The following is a 12,564-nucleotide window of genomic DNA, read 5'->3' on the forward strand; positions in this document are numbered from 1 at the left end:
CTCACCGATCCGTGGAGTGTGCGAGAGGGAGTGTCGGGTCATCGATTTGTACGCGCTCGCCCGGGCGGGCGTGCTGCAGGCCTTCGGTGACGATGCGATCACCGGCCTTGAGGCCTGAGGTGACGGCCCAGCGATCATTCTGAGCGCTGCCTAGCTGAACCGCCTGCAAGTGCACACGGTTGTCGGCATCGATCAACAGCACCTGGGCGATCCCCGCGCTGTCACGCATGATTGCGCGCTGCGGAACGCTGATGCCTTCCTTTTTGAACGCCTGCTCCAGGCGCACCCGCACAAAGCTGCCGGGCAACAAATCATAGTCGGGGTTCGGGAATTCGCTGCGCAGAATGATTTGCCCGGTACTCGGGTCAACCGCTACATCGGTAAACAGCAGTTTGCCCGGTAGCGGATAAAGGCTGCCGTTGTCTCGAATCAATGTGGCTTTGGCTTGTTGCTTGCCGACTTGCTGCAACTCCCCGGCTCGGAATGCTTCGCGCAGGTTATCCAGGTCGCGGGTGGATTGGGTCAGATCGACATGGATGGGGTTGAGTTGCTGGATACGGGCCAGCGGGGTGACTTCACCCTGACCGACCAGAGCACCTTCAGTGACCAGTGCGCGGCCAATGCGACCCGAGATGGGCGCTGTGACGGTGGCGTAACCCAGGTTCAGCCTGGCGCGCTGAACAGCCGCCTGGTTGGCAGCAACGTCGGCATTGGCCTGCTGTGCCGCCGCGCGTGCGTTGTCATGGTCCTGACGGCTGATCGCGTTGATTTCGATCAGTTCGCGGTAGCGCTGGTCTTGCAGTTTTGCCTGCAATGCAACGGCTTCGGATTTGCGCAAGGCTGCCAGTGCGCTGTCCAGATCGGCCTTGAAGGGTGCCGGGTCAATCAAGAACAGGACATCGCCCTGCTTGACCTCAGAGCCTTCAGTGAATACGCGCTTGAGCACGACACCGGCAACCCGGGCGCTGACTTGCGCCACGCGGGGGGCAACCACCCGGCCGCTCAGCTCGTTGCTGACGGACAGGGGCGCGGTGGCGATGACTTCGGTGCGAACTTTTGTCAGAGGCGGTTGGGTTTCAGCGACCGGGCTTTTATCACAGGCGCTGAGGGCCAGGGCCAGCGCCGTAAGGAATAGCGGGGCGAAGAGCTTTTTCAACGATCGTGCCTTCTTAAATAAGCGGGATGTTTCTGTAGGCATGCTAAGCGCAGCACGCAAGGGGCGTTGTGAAGCTATGTAGGGGGTATGTGAAAAAGTGTGAAGGTTATGCTCGTATCCTTGTGAGGTTGTATATCCTTCGGGTTTTCCCCGGTTGTAAGCATTGATTATGCCCACTATTTTGCTGGTCGAAGACGACGCCGCGCTATCGGAGCTGATTGCCAGCTATCTGGAGCGCAATGGCTATCAGGTCAGCGTGATTGCCCGCGGCGATCAAGTGTGTGACAGAGCAAGAAGCAACCCCCCGGATCTGGTGATTCTTGACCTGATGTTGCCCGGGCTCGATGGCCTGCAAGTTTGTCGCTTGCTGCGAACCGAGTCTGCCAGTCTACCGATCCTGATGTTGACAGCCCGCGACGATAGTCATGATCAGGTGCTGGGGCTAGAGATGGGTGCCGACGATTATGTGACAAAACCTTGCGAGCCCCGTGTGTTGCTGGCGCGTGTGCGCACGCTTTTGCGTCGCAGCAGTCTGATCGAGCCTCAAGTGGCCAGTGACCGGATCATCATTGGCAATTTGTGCATCGACCTGTCTGAGCGCACCGTGCATTGGCGCGGGCAGATCATCGAACTGTCCAGCGGCGAGTACAACCTGCTGGTGGTACTTGCACGGCATGCCGGTGAAGTACTTAGCCGCGACCAGATCCTGCAGCGTTTGCGGGGTATCGAGTTCAACGGCACCGACCGTTCGGTGGATGTTGCAATCTCCAAATTGCGGCGCAAGTTCGATGACTGCGCCGGTGAAGCGCGCAAGATTAAGACCGTGTGGGGCAAGGGTTACCTGTTCAGCCGCTCGGAATGGGAATGCTGAATCCATGTTAAAGATTCTGATCCGCCTGTACCTGGTGACCATCGTGACCTTCGCCCTGGCCAGTTATCTGGTGCCCGGGGTAATCGTGTCGCTGTTCCATGATCGTTTCATGAACTACAACGTCGATATGTCTCGGGGCATGCAGACCCTGCTGGTCAAGCAGTTCCATCATCTGCCTCCTGAGCAATGGCCGGCCCTGGCCCGCGAACTCGACGCTCAGTTTGAACCGATGAAGGTCAATCTGCTGCCCATTACTGACTCCAAGTTCAGCGCGCAGGAACAACGCCAATTGCAGCAAGGCAAGGGCGTATTGCGCATTGGCGATTGGGGCTGGCGCACGCTGGTTGTTTCTCCGCTGGACGAACAACTGGCGATTGAATGGGTGATGCCTCCGGACCCCTTCGACATGAGTGTATTGTATTGGAGTATCAACGTCCTGATTGGCGCTGCCTTGCTGGGCGGCTTGCTGTTGTGGCTGCGTCCGCACTGGCGGGGCCTTGAACGCCTGAAACTCACTGCGGAGCGCATCGGTCAGGGGCAACTGAGCGAGCGTACGCAGATCTCCCAACGCTCGAACATTCATGGCCTGGCCACGGTATTCGATGCAATGGCCCAGGATGTGGAGCACCTGCTCAATCAGCAGCGCGACTTGTTGAACGCGGTGTCTCATGAACTGCGCACACCGTTGACGCGCCTGGACTTTGGCCTGGCGCTGGTGCTGTGTGACGACTTGCCGGATGGCAGTCGCGAGCGCTTGCAAGTGTTGGTGGGGCATATTCGCGAACTGGATGAGCTGGTACTGGAACTGCTGTCTTTTAGCCGCCTGCAAAACCCGGCATTGGTTCCAGAGAGGGTGGAGGTGTCGCTTGATGAGTTTATCGACAGCATTCTTGGCAGTTTCGATGAAGCGCTGGAAACCCCCGATATCGTGCTGGATGTGCTACTGCATGGGGCCCAGGACCGTTTCGCCCTGGATCCTCGCCTGACTGCGCGGGCCCTGCAAAACCTGTTGCGCAATGCCATGCGTTACTGCGACAGGCGAATTCAAGTAGGGGTCAATGTCACACCCCAAGGCTGTGAGCTGTGGGTGGATGACGATGGCATCGGGATTCCCGAGCAAGAACGGGAAAGGATTTTTGAACCGTTCTATCGTCTTGATCGCAGCCGGGATCGGGCAACCGGTGGCTTTGGCCTGGGGCTGGCGATCAGTCGGCGTGCGCTGCAAGCTCAGGGCGGAACGCTGAGCGTAGAGCAATCGCCTATGGGCGGCGCTCGCTTCAAGCTCTGGTTGCCGGCTTGAAGCGAGGTATTACGGCTTAGATGGAGCGGCGTTGGCGGCTCACATGCTTCAAGCCTTCAATAATCAACACGACTACCGCGAGCCAGATCGGGCCATAGGTCATCCATTGACCGTCCTCCAGGCTGTCGCCCAGCAACAGGGCGACGGCGACCAGCAGTACAGGCTCGACGTAGCTAAGCAGTCCAAACAGGCTGAATGGCAGCAGGCGGCTGGCCAGGATATACGCGAACCCTGCGGCCGCACTGATGATGCCCATGAGCGGTACCAGCAGATAAAGCGCCTGGCGCTGTTCGCCAAGGTCGACATGGGGACCGGCCAGCACAAACCAGAGGGCTGCCGGGACCATCAACAGCATGTCCAGCCACAGGCCACCCAGATTGTCGATGCCGATCTTTTTGCGCAGTACGAAGTACATCGGGTAACCGATGGCCACGACCAGTGTCGTCCAGGAAAACCCGCCCGTGCGATACAACTCATTGGCCACGCCGATCACGGCCAGGGCCGTGGCTATTTTCTGTAGGTGAGACAAATGTTCGCCGTAAACGATGCGTCCGGTAAGGATCATCGTGAGTGGCAGCAGGAAGTAACCCAGTGACACATCCAGACCATGCCCGTTGAGCGGCCCCCACATGAACATCCACAGCTGCAGGCCAACCAGGAAGCTGGTCAGCAGTACGCAAGGAATCAGTAGAGGTTTGTCGCGTAAACGATTGAAAATTATAGGAACCCATTTCCAATCGCCGGAGAGGCAGATAAACAGGGTCATGAAGGGGAGCGAGATCAGTATTCGCCAGCCGAAGATTTCCTGACCATCAAGGGGCCAAAGAACGGAAGTGAAGTAGTACAAAACGCCGAACAAGCAGGAAGCCAAAATCGATAGAACAATACCTTTAGACACAACAACCTCAATGGATCTACAACGTTACTCGTTTGAGTGGGCACATAGCTTGAGGCTGTTGGGGGTCGGTGGCAAATGTCATTTAAACCAACTACTTGGGAGTGATTCTTGTTGAGAAGGTTCAACTTGAAAAAGCCCAAGCAAATACTGGGCCAAAGTCGTTTAAAACGAGCGTTCGTGCTGTTAAAAAAACTGATTAACGGTAGCTTGCTATCAAGTCCTGTGGGAGCGGGCTTGCTCGCGAAAGCATCGCACCGGTGGTTTTGGCAGGCCGAGTCGCCTGAGCAGAGAGCCAGCCCACCCCCTCGCATTCAACGCATTTACATCGATCGGCGCTGACGCACCAAGTGCTTGAACCCTTCGAAGATCAACACCACCACTGCCAGCCAGATCGGCAGGTAAGTCATCCATTGTCCCGCTGTGATGCTTTCGCCCAGCAGCAATGCAACCAGCACCAGCAATACGGGCTCCACATAGCTGAGCAAACCGAAGAGGCTGAAAGCCAGCATCCGGCTGGCCAGGATGTAGCTGATCAGCGCCAGAGCACTGATGCCGCCCAGTACCGGGATCAGCGCGTATAGCGCCGGGCGATGGCTCGCGACATCAAACCCTTGCTCACCGCTTTGTACAAACCACCACGCCACGGGCATCAGCAGCAGCATGTCGACCCACAGGCCGCCGAGGTTGTCGGTGCCTGCGCGCTTGCGCAACACGAAGTACAAGGGGTAACCAATGGCCACTACCAGTGTGGTCCAGGAGAACCCGCCCACCCGGTACACCTCGTTGGCGACCCCGAGGGTTGCCAGTGCGGCGGCGATTTTCTGCAGATGGGACAGCTGCTCGCCATACACCAAGCGCCCGGTGAGCAGCATGGTCAGTGGCAACAGAAAGTAGCCCAGCGATACATCAAGGCTGTGGCCGTTGAGCGGCGCCCACAAGAACAGCCAGAGTTGAACGCCGACCAGTGCGCTGGATACGACCAGTACGCCGCAGAATTTGGGTTGTTGGCGTAGTCGCGCGAAGATCGCCGGAACCAGCCGCCAATCACCGGAGGAGCACATGAACAGCGTCATGCAGGGCAGGGTAAGAAGCATCCGCCAGCCGAAAATTTCGGCTCCGCTCAAGGGCCAGAGCAGGGATGTGAAGTAATACATGACACCGAACAGGCTCGATGCCAGAACAGACAGAACAATACCTTTGGACACAACAGCCTCGTTGAAACACGCATTTTGATTATTAGAAGTGCGTAGCTTGAGGCCCTGCGAGCTGTAGGGCAAATCCTTGATTAGGAATGTCTGTGGGAGCGGGCTTGCTCGCGATGCAGGCACTGGGGTCTGTCAGGCAACCCGGTTTCAGAGTCAAACCGCAGCGCTACCATCGCGGGCAAGCCATGCTCCTGCAGGCTGTGCTTGATTATGGGGTTTTAATGCCCCGGGTCATGCGCAGTGCCAGCAGGCTCCCGCCCACGATTACCGCGGCCAGAAAGTACAGGGCCGCGTCAGTGGAGCCGGTGGCGTCTTTGACAAAACCCACCAGATACGGGCTAAGGAAGCCCGCCATTTGCCCCATTGAGTTGATCAGTGCCAGGCCGCCAGCGGCTGCGCCCGCGCTGAGCATTGCGGTAGGGACTGGCCAGAACATCGGCAAGCCGGTCAGTGCGCCCATGGTGGCGATAGTCAGGCCCAGAATCGCAATGGCCGGGTGCGCGGCGAAATTCACCGCGATCACCAGGCCAATGGCGCCCATCAGCATCGGTACTACCAAATGCCAGCGGCGCTCCTTATGCAAGTCTGCCGAACGACCTACCAGCAGCATGAACACCGCCGCCAGCAGATAAGGAATCGCGCTGATCCAGCCGATCACCAGCGTATCGCTGAAGCCCAAGCTCTTGATGATCGACGGCAACCAGAAGTTGATGGCGTACACGCCACTCTGGATGCAGAAGTAAATCAGGCCGAAGGCCCAGATGGCCGGGTTTTTGAACACGGCAGAGAGTGAGTCGGTGGCCGATGAGGCGGGTTTGCTGGCGGCATCAAGGCGATGGTCCGCTTCCAGTACCGCGCGCTCATGCGCCCCCAGCCATTTGGCGTTGGCAAAGCTGTCGCTGAGCAAGAAGATCGCCAGGGCGCCCAACACTACAGTGGGGATGCCTTGCAGCAGGAACATCCACTGCCAGCCGGCGAGGCCGCCCTGGCCTGCAGCGAAGTGGCTGAGAATCCAGCCCGAGAATGGCCCGCCAATCAGGCCCGATACAGGGATGGCGCACATGAACAGTGCCATGATCCGGCCACGACGAAAGCTTGGGAACCACTGCGAGAGGTACAGCACCACGCCTGGGAAGAAGCCCGCTTCAGCGGCACCGGTCAGCAGGCGCAGGGTATAAAACCCGGTGGGGGTGGTGACAAACATCAGGCAGGTCGACAGGGTACCCCAGCTGATCATCATCACGGCGATCCAGCGCCTGGGGCCGAATTTGGTCAATGCCAGGTTGCTGGGTACGCCGCACAACACGTAGCCGATGAAGAAAATCCCGGCGCCCAGGCCGTAAACGGTTTCGCTGAATTTGAGTGCGTCGAGCATCTGTAGTTTGGCAAAGCCAACGTTTACCCGGTCCAGGTAATTGAACAGATAGCAGATGAAAATGAAGGGGATCAAGCGCAAGGTGATGCGCTTGTAGATGGCGTTTTTGTCGTCATCGCTGATCGGCGATGCGGGGGCGCTCTGTGACATCTTATGTCTCTCTTTATTATGTTTTTTCACGATCCAGGGGTAACGTTGACCGCAGCTTGAGTCTCGGTCACCACAACGCCGCTGTCTTTGTGCTGTCGCACAGCATTTTGCCGAGTCGCCTGTGCCCGTGAACAAATGTATCCAAGGATAGTCACCTTATGTTTGAACTGGACCATGATTTGGCGCAGGACATCGTGGATCGCGCGATGGCCATCTTGCCGTACAACGTAAACGTGATGGACAGCCAGGGCCTGATCCTGGGCAGCGGCGAGCCTGAGCGTATCAATACCCGGCACGAAGGGGCGCAATTGGTGCTGGCCAATGGACGGGTGGTGGAAATCGATGCCCAGGCGGCCAAGTGCCTTAAAGGCGTGCAGCCGGGCATCAACTTGCCGTTGTTGCTCGATCAGCGACTGATCGGTGTGCTGGGCCTTACGGGTGAGCCCGAGTTGCTGCGTACTTACGCCGAACTGGTACGCATGACCGCTGAAATGCTCGTGGGCCAGCGCTATCAGCAGGCGGAGCAACAATGGCGGCGCCAGCGCTGTGATGATTTGGTGGCATTGTTGCTCAGCGAAGGGGGAGACTCGCCGCGGCTGATCGATGAGGCCCAGCAGCTGGGGCTCAAGCCGCAGCTTGCGCGGATTCCGTATTTGTTTGAGCTGGGCAAGGGGCAAAGTGCCGAGGCGTTGAGTGTATGGCTGCATTCACGCTATCCGGACAGCTGGTGCGTCAGTCCCGCCACGGGTTCATTGTTGTGGTGTCGACCGGCAACAGCCGCGCTGGATGATGTGCGCTTGCTCGAGAAACTCGACGCTCAGGGCTGGAAGGTCTTACGGATTGCCGCAGGTGGGCAGGCCGATGCCCTCAAGGGGTTGCGCCGCTGTTATCGCCGGGTGGGCGATCTGTTGGCCTATGGTCGCGATGTGCTGCCCCAGACCCGGTTGTTGACGCTCAATCGATACCGCTTGCCGGTGATGCTGTGGCGTCATCGCAATGACGATGCGCTGGAGGAGCTGCTTGGCCCGTTGCACAAAGTGGTGGCCAAGGACGCCAACGGCCAACTGATTACCACGCTGCGCAGTTGGTGTGATCACGACGGCCAGAGTCAGGCATGCGCCGACGCCTTGGGCATTCATCGCAATAGCCTGCGTTATCGCATGGAGCGCATCGCTGAACTGAGCGGCGTGGATCCGCTGAGTCTCAATGGCATGCTGGCCCTGTACCTGGGGGTGCAGTTGCTGGCACAGACGTGATTGTGGGAGCGGGCTTGCTCGCGATACGGGCAACGCGGTGTTTAGGTCGCGCCGCGGTGATGCCATCGCGAGTAAACCCGCTCCCACCATAGCGCCTGCAACAAGGCAACTTGTCCAAATGAACAACAAAGCCCTTGAATGCTTGTGCGCCTGACTGGCGTGTTTCTGACCGGTTGCTGGCAGCATGGAGGGTATAAGAACTGGAGATTCGCCCAATGAAAATCGTGATTGCCCCCGACTCGTTCAAAGACAGCCTGAGTGCCGAAAAAGTCGCTGATGCGATTGCCGCCGGTTTGGCTGACGCATTGCCTCACGCACAACTGGTCAAATGCCCGATGGCCGATGGCGGCGAAGGCACAGTCGAAGCGATTGTCGCCGCAGGCAATGGCCAGTTGCGCCGCAATCATGTGCAAGGCCCGCTAGGTGCACCGGTCGAGGCCCATTGGGGCTGGCTCCCTGACAGCCACACGGCAATCATCGAGATGGCCGAAGCCAGCGGTTTGCAACTGCTGAAACAGGAGCAGCGCAATGCCTGCATCACCAGCACCTTCGGCACTGGCGAACTGATCAAGGCCGCGCTGGATGCCGGCGCACGGCGGATCATCCTGGCCATCGGCGGCAGTGCTACCAATGATGCCGGAGCCGGTGCATTGCAGGCGCTGGGCCTGGGCTTGTTCGACGCTCAGGGCAACAGTCTGCCGCGCGGCGGCCTGGCGCTGGCCCATGTGGCGCGTATCGAGCTGGCAGGCCTGGACCCGCGTCTGGCCGAGGTACGCTTTGAAATTGCCGCTGACGTCAACAACCCGCTGTGTGGCGAGCACGGTGCTTCGGCAATCTTTGGCCCGCAAAAGGGTGCATCTGCCGAACACGTGCAGTTGCTGGATCAGGCGCTGGGGCATTTTGCCGATCACTGTGCAAAGGTTTTGCCCAAGGATGTGCGTCAGGAACCAGGCTCGGGTGCAGCCGGAGGCCTGGGGTTTGCTGCCAAGGCGTTCCTCGGCGCGCAGTTTCGTGCAGGCGTTGAAGTGGTTGCCGAGCTGGTGGGGCTGGCCGAGGCTGTAAAGGGGGCAGACCTGGTGATTACCGGTGAAGGCCGTTTCGATGCCCAGACCCTGCGCGGCAAAACCCCCTTTGGCGTGGCGAGCATCGCCCGCGCTGAAGGTGTTCCGGTAGTGGTATTGGCAGGCACGTTGGGCGAGGGGTATCAGGCGCTGTACGAGCACGGCATCAACGCGGCATTTGCAATTGTCAGCGGCCCGATGACCCTGCAGGACGCCTGCACCCGGGCGGCGCCATTGCTCACTGACCGGGCGCGGGATATTGCGCGGTTGTTGAGCCTTGCCAAATTTTCATGACACATAAAGCGTGATGGAGCGACGGTGCGTCGATTCGGATAACTCGCTCTGCCTGTAAAACCAGGGCGATCTCATCGCGAGCAAGCCCGCTCCCACATTGAGGTTTCATTGCAAACTTTGGTGTAAGCTTTGCGGCTCTTCGCATTCGACCCTTAGCGAGCCCTATGCCGTCGCTCTTCAAACGCTCTTTGCTGCCTAAACTGCGCAGCTTTCCGTTATCTGCCGATGCTTTCAGTATCCTGCCGAGCGCAGCGGATTTTCGTCGCTGTCTGTTGGAGCAGATTGCAGGCGCACGCCACCGCATCACACTGGTGGCCTTGTACCTGCAACAGGATGAGGCCGGGCAGGAAATCATGGACGCCTTGCATGCCGCCAAAGCGGCGCGTCCCGAACTCGAAATCGCCGTTGTCGTCGACTGGCTGCGTGCCCAGCGCGGGCTGATCGGTGCAGGCAAGCAGCCCGGCAATGCGGCCTGGTATCAGGCGCAAACCGCATCTCACGCCACCCATGTGCCGATTTATGGTGTGCCGGTCCAGACCCGCGAGCTGTTCGGCGTGCTGCACCTCAAGGGCTTCATCGTTGACGACTGTGTGATCTACAGCGGCGCCAGCCTGAATAACGTGTACCTGCACAAACTCGACAAGTACCGCTTTGACCGTTACCACGTGCTGCATAACAAGCCGTTGGCCGACACCATGCAGCGCTTTGTTCAGCAAGACTTGATCGAGACCAGGGCGGTGCATCGCCTTGACTTGCCAACACTGCCGACAACCCGCAGCTTGCGCAGTGCCATTGGTGATCTGCGCAGCCATCTGAAAAAAGCCAGCTACGACACCAGCGCCGGCACTGTCGGCCACTTTGGCCTGTCGGTCAGCCCGTTACTGGGCGTGGGCAAGAACAACCCGCTGAGCCGGGTGATTTGTGAACTGATTGCCTGCAGTCAGCAGCAACTGACCATTTGTACGCCATATTTCAACCTGCCACTGCCCGTGACCCGGGAAATCAATCGGGCCCTGGAACGAGGGGTGCGGATTGATATCGTGGTGGGCGACAAGACAGCCAACGACTTCTACATCCCGCCGAATGAGCCTTTCAGGGTTATCGCGGCGTTACCGTATCTGTATGAGTTGAGCCTGCGCCGGTTCGCCAAGAGTCATCAGCGCATGATCGATAACGGTCTGTTGAACCTGCATTTGTGGCGCGAAGGCGACAATACTTACCACCTCAAAGGCATGTGGGTGGATGACCGCTATACCTTGCTGACCGGCAATAACCTCAATCCGCGGGCGTTCCGCCTGGATCTGGAAAACGGCTTGCTGATTGATGATCCACGTCGTGAATTGCTGGAACCGCGACGCAAGGAACTGGACGCCATCTTTGCCCATACCCAGCGCATCGATAACTTTAAAAACCTGGAAACACTGGCGGATTACCCGCCCGCGGTGGCCAAGTTCTTGCGTCGCGTCAGCCGGGTACGGATCGAACGCTTGTTGTACCGGATTCTTTAAGGAGCGCCGGTGCGACGCTTCGAAAGCGGTCCTGAGTCGATTTGTCGCAGGCCTTGCTGGATCGCCCGGTTTTACTGGCTTCAGGAGGCGATGCGCACCATTCAGGGGCGCCTGCGCCGTGCGACGTACAAGGGACAGTGGTAAATTCTGCGCCCAAGCAACACGTCTATCCCACAGCAATCGTGCGCACTGAGCCTGGTCAGACCAGGAATCGGGCAGCGTACACACCTGCCTCATAGTGCGCAGGGTAAAGGCCTTTATCGTTTGAAAGGCCGCTTAAAGGAACCTTACATGAATGAATTACTGACTCGCCGCCGCGTAGTCACCGGTCTTGGCTTGCTCAGCCTGGGCTTGATCGCAGGTTGCGACAGTGGCAGCGGTTTGTCATACAAGTACGGAAAAGACCTGAGCAATGAAATCCTGGGGCGCAAGTTCAAGCTCAGGGATGCCGAGGGTACCGAGATGATGCTGGGTAGCTTTCGGGGGATGATGCCGATGATTTTCTTCGGTTTTACCCAGTGTCCGGCGGTATGTCCGACAGCCTTGGCTCGCGCCGCACAGGCGAAGAAAATGATGGGGCCTGACGGTGACCGGTTGCAGGTGGTTTTTATTACCCTTGACCCTGAGCGTGACAAGCCAGCCATGCTCGATGCCTACGTAAAAGCCTTCGACCCGAGCTTTATTGCGTTATCTGGCACCCTGGAAGAAACGGCGGCCACAGCTAAAGAATTCAAGGTGTTCTACGAAAAAATCCCTACGGGTGACTCGTACACCATGTCGCATACAGCCACCAGTTTCGTCTTCGATTCCCGCGGTGTTTTGCGCCTTGGTTTGTCGCCGTCGCTGTCGGCCAAGCAATGCACTGAAGATTTGCTGACAGTCATGTCCGTCTGTTAATCAACTCCTCCTCTAAAAGAGTCAAGCCTATGAAGCCTGTGAACTATCTGTTGCTGTCGCTGCTGGGCATGAGCCTGCACGTTTCAGCGCAAACTGTTGTTGATGATGCCTGGGTCCGTGCAACTGTTGCCGGGCAGCCTTCGACCGGCGCCTTCATGCACATCACGGCCAGTAGCGACAGCAAGCTGGTTGAAGTCCAGTCTCCTGCTGCCAAGACTGTGCAAATTCACGAATCGAAGATGGAAAACGACGTGATGAGCATGCAGCCTGTTGCATCGGTGCCATTGCCGGCGGGCAAGAGCGTTGCCATCGTGCCTGAGGGCTATCACGTGATGCTGATTGACCTGGTCGGGCAGATCAAAGTCGGTGACCAGGTACCGTTGACCCTGATTGTCGAAGACAGCAAAGGGGTAAAAGAGTCGATTGAGGTCAAGGCCAAGGCTCGGGCATTGAACAGCATGCCGATGCATCACGACCATGGTGCGATGCACTAAACCAGACGTTGCAACATTCGTGTAGCAGCTGCCGAAGGAACGAGGCTACAGGACAACGGCAACTGTGGGAGCGAGCCTGCTCGCGAAGGTCGCTCGCGA

11 protein-coding genes are annotated in these 12,564 nt (G+C 58.4%); 7 read left to right on the forward strand and 4 right to left on the reverse strand.

The window, feature by feature from the left end; all coding sequences use genetic code 11:
• Nucleotide 1: 1 nt before the first annotated feature.
• Nucleotides 2-1,156, reverse strand: coding sequence for an efflux RND transporter periplasmic adaptor subunit (locus TU76_RS14505; protein WP_019827131.1), 1,155 nt, complete (start codon nucleotides 1,154-1,156; stop codon nucleotides 2-4).
• Between the two features lie 169 nt (nucleotides 1,157-1,325).
• On the opposite strand from TU76_RS14505, the gene TU76_RS14510 reads away from it, so the two are divergent.
• On the forward strand, nucleotides 1,326-2,027 hold the full coding sequence (locus TU76_RS14510; RefSeq protein WP_019827130.1) for a response regulator: 702 nt from the start codon (nucleotides 1,326-1,328) through the stop codon (nucleotides 2,025-2,027).
• Nucleotides 2,028-2,031: 4 nt separating this feature from the next.
• Nucleotides 2,032-3,327, forward strand: coding sequence for an ATP-binding protein (locus TU76_RS14515; RefSeq protein WP_048351923.1), 1,296 nt, complete (start codon nucleotides 2,032-2,034; stop codon nucleotides 3,325-3,327).
• A 16-nt stretch (nucleotides 3,328-3,343) separates the two neighbouring features.
• Here the strand turns inward: TU76_RS14515 and rarD (TU76_RS14520) are convergent, their stop codons facing one another.
• From rarD (TU76_RS14520) to TU76_RS14530, 3 genes are all read right to left on the reverse strand, one after another.
• Nucleotides 3,344-4,225 carry an EamA family transporter RarD gene (rarD, locus tag TU76_RS14520; protein WP_019827127.1) on the reverse strand — a complete coding sequence of 294 codons (882 nt, stop codon included), beginning with the start codon at nucleotides 4,223-4,225 and terminating at the stop codon, nucleotides 3,344-3,346.
• Nucleotides 4,226-4,545: 320 nt separating this feature from the next.
• Nucleotides 4,546-5,430, reverse strand: a complete 885-nt coding sequence (rarD, locus tag TU76_RS14525; RefSeq protein ID WP_048351924.1) for an EamA family transporter RarD — start codon at nucleotides 5,428-5,430, stop codon at nucleotides 4,546-4,548.
• Nucleotides 5,431-5,638: 208 nt separating this feature from the next.
• The gene (locus tag TU76_RS14530; protein ID WP_019827125.1) at nucleotides 5,639-6,955 is read right to left on the reverse strand and encodes an MFS transporter; all 1,317 of its coding nucleotides are present in this window, start codon (nucleotides 6,953-6,955) and stop codon (nucleotides 5,639-5,641) included.
• A 158-nt stretch (nucleotides 6,956-7,113) separates the two neighbouring features.
• On the opposite strand from TU76_RS14530, the gene TU76_RS14535 reads away from it, so the two are divergent.
• The 5 genes from TU76_RS14535 to TU76_RS14555 all read left to right on the forward strand — a co-directional run bounded on the left by TU76_RS14535 (nucleotide 7,114) and on the right by TU76_RS14555 (nucleotide 12,465).
• Nucleotides 7,114-8,211, forward strand: a complete 1,098-nt coding sequence (locus TU76_RS14535; RefSeq protein ID WP_019827124.1) for a sugar diacid recognition domain-containing protein — start codon at nucleotides 7,114-7,116, stop codon at nucleotides 8,209-8,211.
• Between the two features lie 215 nt (nucleotides 8,212-8,426).
• Nucleotides 8,427-9,566, forward strand: a complete 1,140-nt coding sequence (locus TU76_RS14540; protein ID WP_048351925.1) for a glycerate kinase — start codon at nucleotides 8,427-8,429, stop codon at nucleotides 9,564-9,566.
• Between the two features lie 164 nt (nucleotides 9,567-9,730).
• Nucleotides 9,731-11,074, forward strand: coding sequence for a CDP-diacylglycerol--serine O-phosphatidyltransferase (gene pssA / locus TU76_RS14545; protein WP_019827122.1), 1,344 nt, complete (start codon nucleotides 9,731-9,733; stop codon nucleotides 11,072-11,074).
• 291 nt (nucleotides 11,075-11,365) lie between these two features.
• Nucleotides 11,366-11,971, forward strand: coding sequence for an SCO family protein (locus TU76_RS14550; protein WP_019827121.1), 606 nt, complete (start codon nucleotides 11,366-11,368; stop codon nucleotides 11,969-11,971).
• Between the two features lie 29 nt (nucleotides 11,972-12,000).
• Nucleotides 12,001-12,465 carry a copper chaperone PCu(A)C gene (locus tag TU76_RS14555; protein WP_019827120.1) on the forward strand — a complete coding sequence of 155 codons (465 nt, stop codon included), beginning with the start codon at nucleotides 12,001-12,003 and terminating at the stop codon, nucleotides 12,463-12,465.
• The last annotated feature ends 99 nt before the right edge of the window (nucleotides 12,466-12,564 follow it).

It is taken from the genome of Pseudomonas psychrophila (assembly GCF_001043005.1).
In the GTDB taxonomy this organism is placed as follows: domain Bacteria; phylum Pseudomonadota; class Gammaproteobacteria; order Pseudomonadales; family Pseudomonadaceae; genus Aquipseudomonas; species Aquipseudomonas psychrophila.